The sequence below is a fragment of the Hymenobacter yonginensis genome, from assembly GCF_027625995.1.
In the GTDB taxonomy this organism is placed as follows: domain Bacteria; phylum Bacteroidota; class Bacteroidia; order Cytophagales; family Hymenobacteraceae; genus Hymenobacter; species Hymenobacter yonginensis.
Map to the genome: position 1 here is coordinate 1144471 of NZ_CP115396.1, position 19008 is coordinate 1163478.

The 19008-nt window shown below is 61.5% G+C and carries 13 protein-coding genes; 5 read left to right on the top strand and 8 right to left on the bottom strand.

Annotated elements, in window-relative coordinates:
• Positions 1-7: 7 nt before the first annotated feature.
• Entirely contained in the window at positions 8-3058 is a 3051-nt protein-coding gene (locus O9Z63_RS04950; protein ID WP_270128220.1) for a nidogen-like domain-containing protein, read from the bottom strand.
• Between the two features lie 516 nt (positions 3059-3574).
• Between O9Z63_RS04950 and phhA the strand changes: the two genes are divergently transcribed.
• On the top strand, positions 3575-4333 hold the full coding sequence (gene phhA, locus O9Z63_RS04955; protein ID WP_270128221.1) for a phenylalanine 4-monooxygenase: 759 nt from the start codon (positions 3575-3577) through the stop codon (positions 4331-4333).
• Positions 4334-4532: 199 nt separating this feature from the next.
• Here the strand turns inward: phhA and O9Z63_RS04960 are convergent, their stop codons facing one another.
• From O9Z63_RS04960 to O9Z63_RS04985, 6 genes are all read right to left on the bottom strand, one after another.
• Positions 4533-5018: an Mpo1 family 2-hydroxy fatty acid dioxygenase gene (locus tag O9Z63_RS04960; protein ID WP_270128222.1), complete on the bottom strand. Its 486-nt coding sequence runs from the start codon at positions 5016-5018 to the stop codon at positions 4533-4535.
• Positions 5019-5366: 348 nt separating this feature from the next.
• Positions 5367-6230 (bottom strand): dienelactone hydrolase family protein, encoded by an 864-nt coding sequence (locus O9Z63_RS04965; RefSeq protein ID WP_270128224.1) that lies wholly within the window; start codon positions 6228-6230, stop codon positions 5367-5369.
• A 198-nt stretch (positions 6231-6428) separates the two neighbouring features.
• The gene (locus O9Z63_RS04970; RefSeq protein ID WP_270128226.1) at positions 6429-7742 is read right to left on the bottom strand and encodes an ABC1 kinase family protein; all 1314 of its coding nucleotides are present in this window, start codon (positions 7740-7742) and stop codon (positions 6429-6431) included.
• A 139-nt stretch (positions 7743-7881) separates the two neighbouring features.
• Complete coding sequence (locus O9Z63_RS04975) at positions 7882-8550, bottom strand: TetR family transcriptional regulator C-terminal domain-containing protein (RefSeq protein WP_125424029.1); 669 nt, start codon at positions 8548-8550, stop codon at positions 7882-7884.
• Between the two features lie 57 nt (positions 8551-8607).
• On the bottom strand, positions 8608-9915 hold the full coding sequence (locus tag O9Z63_RS04980) for a cryptochrome/photolyase family protein (RefSeq protein WP_270128227.1): 1308 nt from the start codon (positions 9913-9915) through the stop codon (positions 8608-8610).
• A 161-nt stretch (positions 9916-10076) separates the two neighbouring features.
• Positions 10077-10790, bottom strand: a complete 714-nt coding sequence (locus O9Z63_RS04985) for an SDR family NAD(P)-dependent oxidoreductase (protein WP_270128228.1) — start codon at positions 10788-10790, stop codon at positions 10077-10079.
• Positions 10791-11020: 230 nt separating this feature from the next.
• Between O9Z63_RS04985 and O9Z63_RS04990 the strand changes: the two genes are divergently transcribed.
• The 3 genes from O9Z63_RS04990 to O9Z63_RS05000 all read left to right on the top strand — a co-directional run bounded on the left by O9Z63_RS04990 (position 11021) and on the right by O9Z63_RS05000 (position 16725).
• Positions 11021-12331: an OmpA family protein gene (locus O9Z63_RS04990; RefSeq protein ID WP_270128230.1), complete on the top strand. Its 1311-nt coding sequence runs from the start codon at positions 11021-11023 to the stop codon at positions 12329-12331.
• Between the two features lie 153 nt (positions 12332-12484).
• Positions 12485-15934, top strand: coding sequence for a pyruvate carboxylase (locus tag O9Z63_RS04995; RefSeq protein WP_270128231.1), 3450 nt, complete (start codon positions 12485-12487; stop codon positions 15932-15934).
• A 59-nt stretch (positions 15935-15993) separates the two neighbouring features.
• The gene (locus tag O9Z63_RS05000) at positions 15994-16725 is read left to right on the top strand and encodes a hypothetical protein (RefSeq protein ID WP_270128232.1); all 732 of its coding nucleotides are present in this window, start codon (positions 15994-15996) and stop codon (positions 16723-16725) included.
• Positions 16726-16793: 68 nt separating this feature from the next.
• Here O9Z63_RS05000 and O9Z63_RS05005 read toward each other — a convergent pair whose 3' ends face one another.
• On the bottom strand, positions 16794-17288 hold the full coding sequence (locus tag O9Z63_RS05005; protein WP_270128233.1) for an META domain-containing protein: 495 nt from the start codon (positions 17286-17288) through the stop codon (positions 16794-16796).
• 198 nt (positions 17289-17486) lie between these two features.
• Here O9Z63_RS05005 and O9Z63_RS05010 point away from each other — a divergent pair, with 198 nt between their 5' ends.
• Positions 17487-18761, top strand: coding sequence for a M20/M25/M40 family metallo-hydrolase (locus O9Z63_RS05010; RefSeq protein WP_270128234.1), 1275 nt, complete (start codon positions 17487-17489; stop codon positions 18759-18761).
• The last annotated feature ends 247 nt before the right edge of the window (positions 18762-19008 follow it).

Sequence of the window (19008 nt, forward strand, 5' to 3'; positions counted from 1 at the left end):
CCGACAGTTACTCTATTACTAGGCGTTTTGTGGCTGGCCCGAGGGTGGTGGTCAGGCGCAGCGTGTAAACGCCCTGCGCCAGCCCGCTCACCGAAAGCTCCTGGGAAGAGCTTGCTGATCCTGGTGTCCAGGAATAGCTGCGGACTGCCTGCCCCAGTGCGTTATACAGCACGGCCGTGCCTTGCTGGCTGCGCAACGCGGCCGGCAGCAGCAGGGTGGCGGTGGTGTGAGCAGGGTTGGGGTAGAGCTGAATCTGCTGGCCCACCAGCGTGGCTGCATTGGCCAATATGCGGTTGGACGTCAGAAGCAGCGAAAAGCGCGGGCCGGTGGCGTCTGCTGCCTGACGGAAGGCATATACCGGCTGCTGGACCAGGTCGAGGCTGGTGCCGGTTTCGGCGTCGCGCAGGTAGGCGTAGAGCCCGGCCGGCAGGTTGAGCAGCTGCGCCGCTTCCAGCTGGTAGAAACCCGAAACCGGCACGCGTACTTGCAGCGGCACCAGCACGTCGGCGCGGCTGAGGGCGGGCAGTCCGCTGATGCTGAGCTGCTCGGAGCCGACGGGCAGCGAGAGGCTGGCTACGTTGCCGGTAGTCAGTTTGTAGGCATCGAAGGCGGCATCGAAGGAAGTAGTTGCTCCTTGCTCAAAGTACACGGTGGCCGCATCGCGCTGGGTGCCATTCACCAAGTCAAGCTGAAGCAGCGGCCGGGTCTCCAGGGCCGAAGGGCGGTTGAAATCGGGGCTTTGGTAGCTGGTGAGGCGGGCGGCGTTGCTGAGCGAAAGGCTGCCCGGCGTGCCGGCCGTGGTGGTCCGCACAAAGAATCCCTGCCCCGCCGCAATGAAGCGGGCATCGCCCACGCCATTCACAAAGCTGCTGTAGCTGCCCGCATACGTCCCCGACGACTTGAACACGTACACCGCGTTGTCGAGCCCTGACAGCCCCGCGGTGGCTAGGGTCCAGTCGATGGGGGCGGGGTAGGGGTTGCCCAGCAGGTGCCAGCCGGAGGTAGGCTGGGTGCCGCGCGTGAGGCCGGTGCGCGCCACGGGGCCGTTCGTGAGCGTACCCACAAAATCGACGGCGGCGCTGGCTGGCAGGTTCACCGTGTAGCCCACGCCCGGCGTCATGGCCGCCGACAGGCTGGCCGGCGAAAACCAGCCTTGGTCGAAGGTGGCGGCCGTGGCATTCACCCGGCTTTCATCGTAGCCAAACACCGTGGGGAAAGGCGTAACGGCGGCCGGCACCGGGGCCGTGTTGTAGCCCGCATTCACCACGGGCGTATAGTTGGCCGTGCTCAGGTCGGCCACTGTGGTATTGCTGACGGGCGCGCTATAGTGGCGGTAACCAGCCCCGGCATTCTGGCTGGGGTTGATGTAGCGCTGCACCGTAACGGACCCACTCACGACAGCGGAACCATTGTTCACGACCATGGCAGTGCCGGAAGCATCCGAAAGCAAGGTCAGGGGCTGCGCGTTGGTAGCCAGGTTGCCATTCAGCGTCAGGAGGCGGCTCACGGCCAGTGGCCCGGTGAGCTGGGCCCCGGCCGGGCCTACCGTGAGGCCGGCCATGCTGATCGGGCTGCTGCCGCCTACGCTTTGCTGAGCGGGGCCGCTGAGCACCAGGGCCCCGGCCCCGGTGCAGCTGCCATTGTTTACCAGCGCACTGTTCAGGGTGAGTGTGCCACCGCTGGCTATTGTCAGGCTGGCGCCGCTGGCTATGGTGAAGCTATTGGCGCTGGCAGCGGCACTCAGCACCGGCATCCGGACGGCCGCCGCCGGAATCGTAACGTCGGTGCTGGCCGTGGGCAGCGTGTTGTTGGCCCAGTTGGCCGGGTCGGTGTAAACGGTGCTCACGCTGCCTGTCCACTGACCGTTGGCCGTGGCGGGCGGATTCACGATGACCGTGATAGTAAACTGCCGGCTCGCTACCGGGGTGCCATTGTCGGTAGCCACTACGCTGATGGTAGAAGCGCCGACGTTGCAGGGGGCGCCAGTCACGCTCAGGTTCAGCACCGGGTTGATGCCTGAACTCACACTGGATGTGACATTGCACAGCCCGTTGGTGTTCACGGCCAGCGTTACGGCCTGGCCGGCTTCCGGTCCCGAAAACTGCGGCGCAATGCTCACCGTTTGTCCTTGGTTGACGGTGATGGTGTTGTTGAGTGGCAGGTTGGTAGCCGACGGGGGCAGGTTGCCGTTGGCGAATACGCGGTACGAGATGCACTGCTCATCCAGCCAGTTTACCCCGCTGGGGTTCACGTTGTCGGGGTGGGAGGCATCGTTGAGGTTGAAGCGGCCCGTCTGGATGAAGTCGTTGTTGGAGCCCCGGTTGGCGCCCACGGTAGCCAACGAGCCGCCAAACCCATTCACGCCGTTGGAAGCGTCGCCAGTGGTCCATTGCATATCGCCATAGGCAAACGTCACATCATCCGTCGTGATGCCGGTCGAATTGGCCCGAATGACAATCTGGAAGGTGTTTTTTTTGTCGGTATTGCCGCTGTAGTAGCCCACCCGGTTCCAGGTAACCACCAGCCGGTCGGGGTAGAGCTTGTACCAGATGCTACCACTGCTGCTGGGGCGCGTATCAACGTCGGCCCAGAAGGCGGCTACCATGGGCGTGGTTATTGGGAAGCCACTGGCGGAAAATTGCGACACTGGAGCTCCAAACGACAGGTTACCGTTGGTATTGATATACACACCTGTATAGGGCGTGCCAAACAGCGTGAATGTGAAGCCCAGCGGAATCAGGCTGGACGAGCCATCGTCGTTGCGCGGCAGGTTGGTGTAGCCTCCTGCCGCCGGCGCCGACACAGAATCCAGCGGCTCGAAACAGGCCGGAAGCTGAGGCACTGCGCCGCTGCTGGCTGGCACTGGCCGGGTTGCGGCCAGCACCCGGCTGCTGGCCGGAATCAGGCGCTGTTTGCGCAGGTCATACTGCGGGTCGAGCTGGGAGGGGTCGATGGAGCGCGGAGCAGCGGTTTGAGCACATACCTGCTGCCCTAGCGTTCCGACCAGACACAAAGCCAGCATCCATCGGGAAAGCAATGCCAGAGAAAAAATGCGCATAAGGGCGTAAGAGTTAAGGGTGAACGATAGGCAAGGGGGCAGGGTAAATGTTGGAAAAAGATTTATTAAACATAGTATTTATTCAATTAATAATTATTGCATAACCGTGTGATAGAAATATGATGTCATGGATAAGTTCAATATTTAGAGCCATAGGCCGCATCCGAAGTAGTGATATGGCTCCCCAAAACAATTGCTGCTTCAGCTCTGCTGAACCTTTCAGTACCTATCACTGTACATACCCCGGCTCCAGCCTTGCCGCTGGTTCACCGGAAGCCTGGGGCTAAACCGCAGATTTGCCGGCTACCCTTTTCCGATTACCTTTGCCACACATGCTGCTGTTCACGTCCCGCTATTATTACGCTGCTACCTATTACGCTCCCCTCCGGAGCGGAGCGGCCGCGGCGTACGCGAGGAACTGAAACTAGCACTTCACCCTCCCCAACGTCATTTCAAGCCTGCTTCCGCTCCCTGCGGAGGTAGGCTTTTTCTTTTTCCACTTTTCTCGTTTTCGTTATGCAGTCTGTTTCTGCCGCCCCCGTTGCTTCCGATGCCCTACCGCTGCTCACCCAGGTCTATGCCGATTACACCGCCGCCGACCAGCACGTGTGGCAGCTACTCTTCGACCGCCAGATGGCTTTGCTGCCCGGCCGCGCCGCCGAGGCGTTTCTGGAAGGCGTACGCCGAGTCGGCTTCACCCGCGACGCCATTCCCGATTTTCGGGAGGTGAACCCCCGCCTGCAGGAGCTGACGGGCTGGGAGCTGGTGGTAGTGCCCGGCATCGTGGATGACGCCGTGTTCTTCCAGCTGCTGGCCGACCGTAAGTTCCCCGCTACTACCTGGCTGCGCACCCTCGAGCAGCTCGATTACCTCGAAGAGCCCGACATGTTCCACGACGTATTCGGCCACGTACCACTGCTGACGGATGCCGGCTTTGCCGATTTCCTGCAGAAGCTGGGCGCGGCGGCCGTGCACCACGGCCAGCGTTGGCCCGGTACCCTGGAGCAGTTCACGCGCCTGTACTGGTTCACGGCCGAGTTCGGCCTGATTCAGCAGCCCGACGGTCTGCGCATCTACGGGGCCGGGCTGCTGTCGTCGCACGGCGAGGTGAAGTTCAGCCTCAGCGAAGCGCCCACCCGCCTGCCCTTCACCCTCGACGGCGTGCTGGATACGCCCTTCGAGAAGGATAAATTCCAGGACCTCTACTTCGTGCTGACCGACATGCAGCAGCTCCCCGAGAGCCTGGCCCAGCTCCAGGCACGGTTGCTGGAGTAGGTTTTTAAGGATGGGGTGATGGACAAGGTTGAACGTCATTCCGAGCCTGCGAGGAATCTCGCGTGCTGACATTGCCTCGCCAGCCCAGGGTGTAAACCCTGGGCTACGGAGCGGTTATCGTCCGACGATTTAACAACATCAGCCCGCGAGATGCTTCGGCTGCGCCTCTGCATGACGTTTTACTTTATCCAATAAACCATCAGTACCGCCAGCCCAGCCGGCGGTAGATGAAATGGAGTAGCCACAGCGGGCCGATGAGCAGAAACTGCAGGTCTTTGAGGAAGCTGGGCTTCTTGCCTTCCACCTTGTGGCCCCAGAACTGCCCAACCCAGGCCAGCACGAAAATAATCAGGCACACTGCCCACAGGGGCAGGGCCGCCCCGGCATCCACCACGCGCAGTCCCAGCGCCATAGCCGCCCACACCAGCACCATCCCCACCGCCAGCCGCCCCGAGAGGCGCACATAGTACCCCACGGCCAGTACCATCACAACGGTAGCCCAGTTCAGCCAAGGGCTCAAGGCACGCACCGCCGCCGGCACCGGAACCGACCACAGCAGGCCGAGAATGGCGAACATAATCAGCGGCACGCACACCCAGTGTACCAGCTTGTTGGTAGGATTCTGGTGGCTTTCGGCGTATTCGTTCAGCAGCCGCTGAACCGGAGAAACAAGGGCGGTGGACATAGCGCAGGACGTTGGTGGGAGCCAATAAGGTAGCAGATTCCCCGCAGTCTGGAAAACCCTACATGACTGTAGAGACGCGACACTTCGCGTCTCGGCGCGTGCTGACGTTGCTCAGGGAGTACGGTGCCGGTAGTCCGGATAATACACGCCGAAACCGTGCTGGCGTTGTGCCGGTGGCGCGGTTCCGGTTGTTCTGGCGGAAGACGCGAAGTGTCGCGTCTCTACAACCGTGCAGGTTGATACAAAAAAAGGCTGCCCAAGCGGGCAACCTTTTTTACGCATTGCGGGAAAACAACCGGCTGCCGGAACGAATCCGTGCAATCGGATGAATCCGGCTAAATCCGTGATTTATTTCAGCTTCAGGTTTTTCTTCAGGTAGGCAACCGAGGCGGCGTGGGCGTCGGCAGCGAAGTCCTTGCTGTACTTGGGGTTGGAGGGGTTGGCGAAGGCGTGGTCGGCGTCGTAGGTTTTCACCGTGAGGCCTTTTTTGGCGGCAGCCATGTCCTTGCGGAACTGGTCTACCACTTCCTGATTGATCCACTTATCCTGCTTGGCGAAGACGAACAGCACATCGGTGTTCAGCGTCTTGAGCTTGGCCACGTCCTTCTCGGGCATGCCGTAGTAAGCCACGCATGCTTTGGCTTTGGGGCCGGCCAGCAGGGCCGTCTGGATGCTCCAGCCGCCACCGAAGCACCAGCCGATGCTGCTGATCTGGGCTTTGGGGCCAGCGTAAGCAAGGGCACCTTTGATGATGGCCTGGGCACGCTCGGTTTTCACACCCTGCATCAGCTTGCCAGCCATGTCGGCGTCGGTGGCTACCTGGCCGTCGTAGAGGTCGAGGGCAATGACGTTGACGCCGGGCAGCTCCTCGGCGAAGCGGCCGGCTTCCTGCTTGATATAATCGTTCAGGCCCCACCACTCGTGAATCACGAACAGGTACTTGTCCGACTTGGTCTTGCTCTTGATTTCGAAGGCTTTGCCGGTCTGGCCGTCGGTGGTTTTGAACTCAATCATGCTGCCTTCGCCGGCGTAGGTGAAGGGCAAGGGAGCATCGTGGCCGCCGGAGAAGTCCTCATTGGAGGCCAGCATGGCGAATACTTCGGTAGCAGCCTGACCAGCGGCGGGCTTGGTGCAGCAGTTCATCGTCGATTGGGCGGAGGCCACCGATACCACGCTCAGCAGCGCGGCGCAAAGGGTCCAGAGTTTTTTCATGGAAAAGGGGAGGTGAAGATGGAGAGAGAAAAAAAGCATCCCGGAGCCATTCGTGTAAGTACACGAGTTGCTCCGGGATGCTTAAACTGTAGTCTGCCGGTTTAGTTTGGAATTGCCCAATTATTCGGCGGAATTGGCACGCGAGATGCTTCGACAAGCTCAGCATGACGTGCCTTTTAGGTTGCTAGTCACTGATTACTAGGTAGTACCGGTGCGGATGGAGGCACGTAGCTCGGTGAGCAGGGCGTAGAGGCCCACGTAGGTGCGGTTGAGGTAGATGAAGTGTTCGGAGCCGCGGGGCTCGCGCTGCTGGCGCAACTCGGGCTGCTGCATTAGGTCGTCGCCGAGGGCGTAGAGGCTTTGCATGTATGCCGGGTCGCCGAAATCGAAGGTGGGCTGGCGGAAGGGGCGGCCCACCAGTTCCAGGGAAGCGCGCATGGTGTCCACGTAGAACGCGCGGCGGCTGGCTGGGTCGTCGGGGCGAAGCACGCCGCCTTCTTCCAGCAGCGTCGCCAGGCGGGCGGGGTCGGCGAGGGTTTCGGGCGTGAGCAGGGCCGTGAACAGGCGGTGCACATCGGCTGGAATTTCCTTTACGCAGCCAAAATCCAGCACGCCCACGGTGCCGCCGTCGGTATCTGTGAGCAGGAAGTTACCGGGGTGCGGGTCGGCATGGACCTGGCGCAGCTCGTTGAGCTGGAACATGTAGAAGTCCCAAAGGGCCTGGCCGAGTTGGTTGCGCACTTCCTGGCTGGGGTTGGTGGCCAGAAACTCCTTCATGTGCTGGCCGGGCAGCCAGTCCATAGTCAGGATGCGGGCGGCCGATAGCTCGGGGTAATACTGGGCAAACTGCAAATGCGCCAGACCGGCCGAGGCGGCGGCAATCTGCTGGCCGCGGCGCAGCTCCAGGGCGTAGTCGGTTTCTTCGAGCAGGCGGGTTTCCACTTCCTGCATATAGGGGCGCACGGTGGCTTCATCGAGGCCCAGCACGCGCAGGGCAATGGGCTTCACCAGCCGGATATCGGAGCGGATGCTGTCGGCCACGCCGGGGTACTGCACCTTCACGGCCAGCGTCCGGCCGTCTTTGCTCGCCGCGTGCACCTGCCCGATGCTGGCCGCCTGCCGCGCCTCGATGTCGAACTCGTCGAACACCTCGAACGGCGACTTGCCGAACGCCTCCCGAAACGTCTTCACCACCAACGGGCCCGAGAGGGGCGGGGTCTGGTACTGGGCCTGGGCAAACTGGTCGGCGTAGGCGGTGGGCAGCAGGTTCTTTTCCATGGCCAGCATCTGGGCCACTTTCAGCACCGAGCCTTTCATTTCACTGAGCGTACCGTACAGCTCGGCCGCGTTGGCCGCGTGCAGGTCCTCGGTGGTGCTATCAGCGCCCACTGCCCGCTTGGCGTAGTGCTTCACGTAGTTGGCCCCCACGTTGAGGCCGGTTTTGGCGAAACGCGCCGCCCGGGCCACTTTGGTGGTGGGCAGGGAAGTAAGCGACTTGGGAATATCGTCCATGAGGATGTATTATAAACCGAAAACGGTCATGCTGAGCTTGCCGAAGCATCTCTACCGCACTGTTGCCTTACTACAACAACGAAGCGGCAGAGATGCTTCGGCAAGCTCAGCATGACCGTTCTGATACAACTGAAAAACCTTACCGGCGCACCAGGAACCGCACAAAATCGGCGGCGGAATCCAGAGTGTTGCGGCCTACCAGATCGAAGCTCAGCGTCACGGCTTTTTCGATGGCGGCATCGGTGCGCTCGAAGTTTACGGTGTCGTCTTTGGCGAAAAAGCCGAGCACGAACAGCTGCTGCTGCCAGAAGAAGCGCGGGTAGCCGTGCTGCACCAGCTGGCGGCTGGCCACTTCCTCGGTGCGACGGCCCTCGCGCAGCAAGTCCTCCACGAAGGCCTCAAAATCCTGCCGGAAGTCGTCGAGCACGCGGGGCGTGATGCCGGGCATTTTGGAGAGCGAGCGGCGCAGGCTTTGCAGGGCATAGCTGCGGTTGTGCTTGAGAATCTCGATCAGCGTGTAGTAGTAGCCCAGCAGCTTTTCGCGGGCACCGTACTGCTCCCACACCGGCTCGCGGGCGGCCGTGGCGCGGGCCTCGCGGCCAAAGTCGGCCCATATTTCCCGGTCGATGGCGTCGAAATTGGCGTAACTGGCGTAGAATTCCTGCTCGGGCAAACCCAGCTTCTGGGTCAGTTTGAACACCGAAATCGGCGGCTTGCCTTTGCGCAGCACGTAGTCGAGGTAGGCTTGCTTGATCCGTTCTTTGGGCGAGAAAGCCGCTTCGGGAGCGGGCGTGGGTTGCTGTTTCATAGTAGCGGTATAACCGCGTCAGCGGCTGAAAGTTGTGAGAAATCCGGCCGGAACCGGCTAGGCGTGCAGGTCGCGGGAGGCGCGATAGGCGGCCAGGGCCCGGTCGCGAGTGGCGGGGTGCTCCACCATGGGTTTGGGGTAGCGCGGCGTGCCGAACTCGGGCACCCACTGCTTCACGTAGGCGTGCTGCTTATCAAACTTGGCCAGCTGCGAATCGGGGCTGAAAATGCGGAACCAGGGCTGCGAATCGGCACCGGTGCCGGCCACCCACTGCCAGTTGCCCACGTTGGAGGCCATTTCGTAGTCGAGCAGCTTCTCGGCGAAGTAGGCCTCACCCCATTTCCAGTCGATGAGCAGGTTTTTGATGAGGAAGCTGGCCGTGGCCATCCGCACGCGGTTGTGCATGAAGCCGGTGGCGTTGAGCTGGCGCATGCCCGCGTCGATGAGCGGGTAGCCGGTGCGACCCTCGCACCACGCCCGGAACTCGTCCTCGTTGTTGCGCCACTTAATGTCGCGCAGCTTGGGGTCGTAGCTTTCGTGGGCAGTGTGCGGGAAGTGCCAGAGCAGCTGCATGAAGAAGTCGCGCCAGATCAGCTCACTCAGCCAGATTTCGGCCTTGGCCTCCAACGCCCGCTGCACCAGGTGGCGGATGCTCACGGTGCCAAAGCGCAGGTGCAGGCCCATCCGGCTGGTGGAGTCGCGGGCGGGCAGGTCGCGGGTATCGGCGTACTGCTCCAGGGTGCGGGTGGCCAGTCGCCGGCCCGGAATGTGCTCGGGGCTGCGCTCAAAGCCCATGTCGGCCAGGGTGGGGCGGGGGCCGGCCGGCACGCGGGCCAGCTTGCTGAGGTGGTCGGCGGAAGGGTGGGGGCGGTAGTCAGCCTCGGTGAGGCGGGCCAGCCAGGCGCGCTTGTAGGGGCCGTAAATCTTGTAGGGCTGGCCGGTTTTGGTCTGGACCTCGTCCTTCTCAAACACCACCTGATCCTTATAGGTATGCAGCAGTACGTCTTGCTTCTTTAAAAGCTCAGTCACGGCTGCGTCGCGGGTGGCGGCGTAGGGCTCGTAGTCGTGGTTGGTGTGCACGGCGGCCACGTCCAGCTCCTTGATCAGGTCGGCAAACACCTTTTCTGGCTTGCCGTAGCGCACCAGCATGGTGCCGCCGGCCTCCTTGGCTTCTTCCGTCAGCCGCTGCACCTCGTCAAAGATGAACATGACGCGGGCATCCTGGCGGTTTTCCAGCTTGTCGAGGATTTCGGGGTCGAAGATGAACAGCGGCACCACCGGCTGCTCGCCCTGCAGCGCGGCGGCCAGCCCGGCGTTATCCTGAAAACGCAAGTCGCGCCGGTGCCAGAATAGGGATACTTTCATAGGTAGGAGGTAGCGCGAAGCCTTTGCTTCGCGTTGTAATGAACAGGGCCAACGCTGTACGGTGGCCAAAGCCGTAGTACGAAGCCTTTGCTTCGCGCACTACCGAACAGCCCGGATGTATATGGGTGTCGTTCAGTTATGCGCGAAGCAAAGGCTTCACGCTACTTCAGCCGGCCCATGCCGCCGTCTACGGGCAGTACCTGGCCGGTGATGAAGGAGCCGTGGTCGGAGAGGAGGAAGGAGGCCATGTAGGCCAGATCCTCGGGTTCGCCGATGCGCTGCAGTGGGTGGCGCTTGGCGCTGGCTTCGGCTTTTTCGGGCGTGTTGAGCAGGGCGGCGGCCAAGGGCGTGTTGGTGAGCGACGGGGCCACGGCGTTTACCCGCACGCCGCTGGCGGCGTACTCGGCGGCCAGCGCGCGGGTGAGGCCCTCCACGGCGGCCTTGGAGGTGGCGATGCTGGCGTGGAACGCCATGCCCGTATCGGCGGCTACGGTGCTGAACAGCACCACTGAGGCTCCGCCGGCTTTCTTCAGCCGCTTCATACTGGCCTGCAGCACCTGCACCGCACCGAGCACGTTCAGCTCAAAATCACCGCGAAAATCCTCCACCGGAATCCGCTCGAAGGGCCGCAGCTTGATGTTGCCGGGGCAGTACACCACGCCGTGCAGCACCTCGGGCAGGCCATCCAGCGCCGTGCCGAAGGGCTGCGTCACGTCGAGGGGCAGGAAGGTGGTGCTGAGTTCGGCCAGCTCGGCCGACTGGTGGCGGGAGGCGGTGTAGAGACTGGCACCCAGGCCGTGCAGCAGCCGGGCCGTAGCCAGCCCGATGCCCGAAGAAGCGCCTACAATAAGGATGTTCTTGTCGGAGAATTGCATGAGAGTAGAGTCAGAGGTAGGGAAGTGGGTTCAGAACTGAACGGTTGCGGGAAAGTTTGCTGCCTGCTTACGCAACACCGCAGAAGACGGGCGGTGCCTTTGCCGCCGTTTGATAGTCCGACGGCAGCAATAGAATGAAAGGCATAAATAATTGACTGTTTTTATATAACTGTTTTTATAATAAGTATTACATTTATACGTCAATTCCGCTGATATTTTACTCTACTCCAATGAAGCCTTTGTTTACGTCCATTCTGCTGCTGTTCTGGTGTTTGCTGGCTTGCGCCGCGCCTGGAGACCCGCAGGCGCCGGTGGGCATTGTGGGAACAGTGCGCTCCGCTGACAACCAGGTGCTGGCCAAAGCATCCGTGCTGGTGATCTACGTGCCAACCGGCAAGCGCCACACCACCAGCACAGACGCGGCCGGCAATTTTGCCGTGACCGAACTGGCCGTGGGTGGCCCCTACACCGTGCAGGTCAGCCAGCCTAACTACCAGCCCGAAGTGGTGAATGACGTGTTTCTGCTGACCGGCAAAACCGCCAACGGAACCTTCGTGCTCCACCCCGCCGACAAAGCTGCGGCACCGGCCCGGCGCAAGGCGGGCAAGGAAAAGCTGGCTACCGGCGCCGACGCCAATCCGGCCCTGCTGGCCTCCGCCGGCCAGCCGGCCGCGGCCGCAGCGCCCACGCGCTACCACCTCACCTACATTCAGCAGTGCCGCATCATTCCGTCGGGGCCGGCTATGGCGTCTGCTCAGCCCATGGCAGCAGGCCCGTCGGCCGCCAACCGGCCTGCTGCAGTTCCAGCCCCGGTAGCAGCCTCCGCCGCCGCAGTTCCAGCTCGGATGGCTGCTCCTTCGCCGGCACTGGTTCCGGCTAAAGCAACAGCCCTTGCGCCTCCAGCGGCTGCTACCACAGCAGCCACCGGTGCGGTGGCCGCACCTGATGCTCCAATTCGGACGACGCGGCCAGCATTTCGGCCGGGCAGCCGCTCGCCAAAAGCCATTGAAGCCCCGGCCATTGGTGGCCACTACGATGCCGGCTCGGGCAACTATATCTACGATACCGGTGCTCCAACCACGCTGCAGCTGGCCGACGGCAAAAAGCTAAGTGGCGTAGGCATCAACTCGATTGAAACCAGGTTGCACCACTTCCTGGCCGATCCGAAGCAGCAGATAGACACCGTAGACCGCACCCACGGCTGGATGAGCTTCGACCGGGTGTACTTTGAAACCGGCAAAGCCACCCTCACCAAAGAGTCGATGCAGCAGCTCAAAAACATTGCGCTCCTGCTGCAGAGCTACCCCCAGACCCGCATCAAGCTGGGCGGCTACACCGACAGCGTAGGCGCGTACCAGATGAACCGGCAACTGAGCGAGGCGCGGGCCCGCACCGCCTGGGCCGCGCTGGTGGAGCTGGGCGTGAGCCCCTCGCGCCTGGAGGCCCGCGGCTACGGCTCCAACTATCCTGTTGCGTCCAATGCTACGCCGGCCGGCCGCGCCATGAACCGGCGCCTGAGCGTGCGGGTAATCAGCAAGTAGCCAACCTGCGGGTTTGTTGAAGGATAAATGAATTGATAGTCAAGGTGTAAAAGGCGAGCGGGAAAGTGTTAGCGAATTTTCGCTGGCGCTTTCCCGCTCTTTCTGTAGCTTGGCATCCGCATTCAGTTCTCTCTCTAAACTCCGTTTTCCAAGATGAACATCCGCAAACTGCTGGTCGCCAACCGGGGCGAAATTGCGATTCGCGTGCTGCGCGCCGCCACCGAGCTGGGCATTCAGACCGTGGCCATCTACACCTACGAAGACCGCTACTCGCTGCACCGCTACAAGGCCGACGAAGCCTACCAGGTGGGCCGCGACGACGAGCCGCTCAAGCCGTATTTGGACATCGAAGGCATCATCCGGACGGCCAAGGAAAACGGGGCCAATGCCATCCATCCCGGCTACGGCTTTCTGAGCGAGAATGCCACGCTGGCCCGGCGCTGCGGCGAGGAAGGCCTCATCTTCGTGGGCCCGCGCCCCGAGGTAATGGAAGCCCTCGGCGACAAGGTAGCGGCCAAAAAAGTGGCCGTAGCCTGCCAAGTGCCCATTATTGAAAGTAGCGAGGCCGATCTAGTAGATGCCGAAACGGCCATTGCTGAGGCTCACCGCATCGGCTACCCTGTGATGCTGAAAGCGGCCAGCGGCGGCGGCGGCCGCGGCATGCGCATCATCCGCGACGACGAGCAGATGGAGCGCGGCTTCTTCGAGGCCCGCAACGAAGCCCTCAAAGCTTTCGGCGACGACACCGTGTTTTTGGAGAAGTTTGTGGAGCAGCCCAAGCACATTGAAGTGCAGCTGGTGGCCGACAACTACGGCGGCCTCACGCACCTGTATGAGCGCGACTGCTCGGTGCAGCGCCGCTACCAGAAGGTGGTGGAGGTGGCGCCCTCGCTGAACCTGCCCGACCACATGCGCCACCTGCTCTACGAGTACGCGCTGCGCCTGGGCCGGGCCGTGAACTACAACAACGTGGGCACCGTGGAATTCCTGGTGAACCCCGAGCACGACCGGATTTACTTCATCGAGGTGAACCCGCGCATTCAGGTGGAGCACACCGTCACGGAGATGATTACGGGCATCGACCTGATTAAAACCCAGCTCCACATTGCCGACGGCCGCCGCCTCACCGACCCCGAAATCAACCTGGGCCCCGACGCGAAGCCGCTGAAAATCGGGGTGGCCATCCAGTGCCGCATCACCACCGAAGACCCCACCAACGACTTCAAGCCCGATTACGGCACCATTACGGCCTACCGCTCGGCGGGCGGCTTCGGCATCCGGCTCGACCAAGGCTCGGTGTACACCGGCGTGAAAGTGTCGCCGTTTTTTGATTCCCTGCTGGTGAAGGTGTCGACGCACGCGCCCAGCCTAGCCGATGCGGCCCAGAAGATGGCCCGCACCCTCGACGAGTTCCGGGTGCGGGGCGTGAGCACCAACATTCAGTTTCTGCAGAACATCATCGCGCACCCGGTCTTCATGGCCGGCGAGGCCAACGTCGACTTCATCAAGGACCACCCCGAGCTGTTCAAGTTCAAGACCCGGCAGGACCGCGCCACCAAGGTGCTCAGCTTCCTCGGCGACGTGATAGTGAACGGCAACCCCGACGTGCGCAACCTGCTGGACCCGCGCCGCGAGCTGCGCAAGCCCCGCCTGCCCGAAGCCGACCTGACCGCCACCCCGCCGCCCGGCACCAAGCAAAAGCTCACGGAGCTGGGTCCCGAAGGCTTCGCCCAGTGGCTACGGGCCGACAAGCAGATCCACTACACCGACACCACCCTGCGCGACGCCCACCAGAGCCTGCTGGCCACCCGTATGCGCACGTACGACATGCTGAAAGTGGCCGGCCGCTACGCTCAGCAGCATCCGCAGACATTTTCGCTAGAGTGCTGGGGCGGCGCCACGTTTGATGTAGCCCTGCGCTTCCTGCACGAAGACCCTTGGGAGCGGCTGGCCAAGCTGCGCGCCGCCGTGCCTAATATCCTGCTCCAGATGCTGATCCGTGGGGCCAACGGCGTGGGCTATAAAGCGTATCCCGACAACCTCACGGAGCGGTTCGTGCAACAGGCCGCCGAAACCGGCATCGACGTGTTCCGCATCTTCGACTCGCTGAACTGGATGCCGGGCATGGAGGCCTGCATCGGGTTTGTGCGCAACAAAACTGACCGCCTCGCCGAAGCCAGCATCTGCTACACCGGCGACATCCTGGACCCCAAGCGCAACCAGAAGTACAACCTCGACTACTATCTGCGCCTGGCCCGCCAGATTGAGGACGCCGGGGCGCACATCCTCTGTATCAAGGATATGGCCGGGCTGCTGAAGCCTTACGCCGCCACCGAGCTGATTACAGCCCTGCGTGACACCATCAGCCTGCCCATCCACCTGCACACCCATGACACCAGCAGCCTGCAGCCCGCCACCTACCTGAAAGCCGTGGAAGCCGGCGTGGATGTGATTGACGTGGCGTTGGGCAGCCTCTCGGGCCTTACCTCGCAGCCCAACTTCAACTCGGTGGTAGAAATGCTGCGCGGGCAAGAGCGGCACCGCGAGTACAATCAGGACTCCCTGAATGAGTTCAGCAACTACTGGGAAACCGTGCGGGAGCATTATTACCCGTTTGAGTCGGGCCTGAAGGCCGGCACCTCGGAGGTGTTCCAGCACGAAATTCCGGGCGGGCAGTATTCCAACCTGCGCCCGCAGGCGGCTTCCCTGGGCTTGCTGGATAAGTTTGAAACCGTGAAAACCACGTTTGCCGACGTCAACCAGCTGTTCGGCGACATCGTGAAGGTGACGCCCAGTTCGAAGGTGGTCGGCGACATGGCCCTGTTTCTGGTCAGCAACAACCTCACTACCCGCGACGTGCTGGAGAAGGGCGCCACGCTCAACTTCCCCGAATCGGTGCGGGAACTGTTCCGCGGCGACATCGGGCAGCCTGAAGGCGGCTGGCCCAAGGATGTGCAGCAGGTGATTCTCAAAGACGAAACGCCCTTCACAGACCGCCCCAACGAGCACCTGGCCCCCATTGATTTCGACGCCGAGTGGCAGAAATTCGAGGAGAAATTCGGGCAGCGCAGCAAGTTCACCGACGTGCTGTCGTGGCTGCTCTACCCGAAGGTGTTCGAGCAGTACTGGGCGCATCAGCAGGAGTTCGGCGACGTGTCGGTGGTGCCGACGCCCGTGTTCTACTACGGCCTGCAGCCCGGCGACGAAACCATCATCGAAATTGCTCGCGGCAAGAGCATCATCGTGGGCCTGCAGAGCATCGGACCCGTAAACGAGGAAGGCAACCGCACCATCTTCTTCAACCTCAACGGCCAGACCCGCAACCTGGAAATCCGGGATACTTCGGTGGAAGTGAAGAAAATCCAGAACCCCAAAGCCGACAAAGGCAACCCCCGCCAGGTGGGGGCTCCGCTCCAAGGCTTACTGTCGCGGGTGCTGGTGGAAAGCGGCCAGCAAGTGAAGCGCAACGCGCCGCTGTTTATCATCGAAGCCATGAAAATGGAAACCACCATCACCGCCCCCGACGACACCACGGTGCAAGCCGTAAACCTCACTGAGGGCAGCTTGGTAAACGCCGACGACCTCGTGCTGACGCTGGGATAGAACAAGTAATCAGGGAAACCGGTAGCTTAGGGCCATAACAAGCCGATAATTTATCTAATATGAAAACCCGAATTCTCTTTCTTATTCCGGCATTGCTGTGGACTGGCGCTGCTTTGGCTCAGAGCGAAACCGAAAAGAACGGCATGGGCGCCAAGGCCAATCTTGATGCCTTAGCCAGTGGCTCAATGGCAGTAGTTCCCAAAGCTGTTGCTGAAGGCACTGTAGGCTCGCCATACGCCGACACTCGGTGGCTTACTGCGCGGCTGTCCATGACCAACAACCGTCCGGTGGCACCAGTACCCCTGAAGTACGATGTGCTCAACAGCCGCCTGCTCATGCGGTCTGTGAACCGTCCGACCGACTCGCTGCAGCTTGATGACAACCTGGTAGCCGGTTTCGTGCTCGAAGAGCCGGCCTTGGCCGGGCAGCCGGTGCGGCAGCGGCAGTTTCGTCGCTTTGCGGAAGCACCTCAACCTGCACTGCGCGGCAAATATGTGGAAGTGCTGCACCAGGGACGCTACACGCTACTCAAGCAATACGACAAAGTGCTGCGTAAAGCGCAGCTGGAAGGTGGGTACAGTTCCACTACTCGCTCAGATGAAATTGCGGACAAGAACACGTACTACCTAGTGAGCCCTGATGGGAAGATTCAGCCAGTTAAGCTCACTATGAAAGGCTTGCAGGCAGTTGCACCGGAGTTAGCCGCTTCTCTTAAAGCAGTACCAGCCGCTCAGTCTGCCCGCACCGATGCTGACTGGGGCCGAGTGCTGGCAGGTGTAGATGTTCGGTAATACTGGTATTTTCCTGCTTTTGATATCCTTGGCCGGCTGGTGGACATGAGTTCACCAGCCGGTTGTTTTTACCGCAGATACACTGCGTGCAGCACAGCAGTTGGCGTAGTGCCGGCTTCTCCAAATAGGCGGAGCGTATCGCCGCTGATACGGTAGGTGCGGGCGTTTTCGAGGGCGCGCATAAAGCCGGTTTCGGTGGTGGTGCCTTCCGGGCTGGCGCAGGCCATGCGGGTGGAAAGCAGGGCGCCGAACCGCAGCTGCCCATCGGCCGGCAGCTCGTAGGTGCCGCGGAAACGGTTGCAGCTGCCGTTGCCTTCGGCATTGGGGGCATCCTGGCGTAGCAGCACGTAAGGCTCGGCGTTGGTGGGCGGCGGTACGGGCTGGCCGTTCAGCTGGCGCAACACCCAGCGCGTGTTGCGCAGGGCCGCATCCGGGGTTGCGGGAGTGGTCTGGCCGACGGCCGGGCTGCTGGCCGGTGGGGTGGTGGCGTCGGTGGCGGGGGATGAGGTTTGGCAGCTGGCAGCCAGCAATATGGTGGTTGCGAAGAGCAAGGTATTCCGCATGGTATTCGGGAAAATAGGGCAAAACAGATGTACAAAAAAAGAGCCACTGCTCAGATGAGTTGTACATAAACCATAACAAAAGGGTTATTTTGCGGTATGCGAAAATTCCCCTTCTTCGTTCTACTCTCCTTTTTGCTTGCTGCCCCCGCTACACTTTATGCCCAGAAAAAAACGGTAACTGTCCCTGCATCAGCTGGTGTGTCGGCCGCTACGGTGGAGCGGGTTGTGAAAGCCCTGGCTGCCGACGACATGCAGGGCCGGGCCACCGGCAAGCCCGGTGGGCAGAAAGCCGCTCAGTTTCTGGCCGCCGAGTTTCAGCGCATCGGGCTGGGTATGCTGCCCGGGCTGACCACCTACGAGCAGGTGTTTCCGGCCTACGAGTCGAAGGTGGCCGCCTTGTTTGTGACCCTCAACAACGCGCCGGTTCCCAAAGAAAAGGCGCTGCTCGTTTCGGCGCAGCCGCACCTCAACTGGACCGATTCCGATGAGCCGGCAACCAAAGTGGTGGTGGTAGGACCCGACGATAAGGTGCAGCCATACATGCGCGACATCATGCGCCCTCGCGAAAACCTAGTAGTGGTGCTGCACCCGGTGCACGACGAGGAGTTTCGCCGTCTGGCCAGCTACATCAGCAACAGAGCGCCGCGCCTCGACAAAGCCGGCAACCCGTATTCCAGCCTGGTAGTGATGCAGGCGCTGCCGGCCGGGGCCACGGTTACTTTCAAAGTGGCGGCCAATACCACCACGCGCACGGTGGAGCTGCGCAACATTGTGGGGGTGCTGCCGGGCAAGGATACGGCGCGGAGCCGGGAGCAGGTGGTGTTTTCGGCCCACTACGACCATATTGGCCTGTTGCCGGCGGTGGCCGGCGACTCCATTGCTAATGGAGCCGACGACGATGCCAGCGGCACGGCAGCTGTGGTGGCGCTGGCCGAGCACTTCAAGAAAAAGAACAACAATGCCCGTACGCTGGTCTTCGTGGCCTTCACGGCCGAGGAAATTGGCGGCTTCGGCTCCACGTATTTTTCCAAGCAGCTGAGCCCCGACAAGGTGGTGGCTATGTTCAACATCGAAATGATTGGCAAGCCGGCGAAGTTTGGCCCCAACACAGCCTTCATCACGGGCTTCGACAAGTCGAACTTTGGCTCTATGCTGCAGGAGAATGTCAAGGGCACGCTATTCCGCTTCGAACCCGACCCTTACCCCGAGCAGAACCTGTTCTACCGTTCCGACAATGCCACGCTGGCGCGCCTGGGCGTGCCAGCGCATAGCATCAGCACCGACCAGATTCCGACCGACAAGCTCTACCATTCCGTGGACGACGAAGTGCAGAGCCTCGATCTGCCTAACATGACGGCGGTTATAACGGGCATAGCTCGTGGGGCGGCCGGCATCATTGCGGGGCAGCAGACGCCTACCCGCATTGCCCCGGAGGCGCCAAAACCGGCCCCGGCGTCTGGGGCCGGCAAGTAATAGCTGACACTCACGCAGGAATTCTCAGGATAAAAAAACACCCCGCAGGCAGTCTGCGGGGTGTTTGCGTTCAGGAACAAGGGGCGGCGGCTGGCGACTAATGTGCAAGGTGTGTAAGCAGCTATACTGCTACCGCTGGCATCAGCAGAAGTCAGTAGCAGATACTCAAATCTAACAACTGACTGTAGACTGTACAATCACATGATGATGTGATATTGATAAGGCTGAGTGGCTGCAGAAGAGGGTT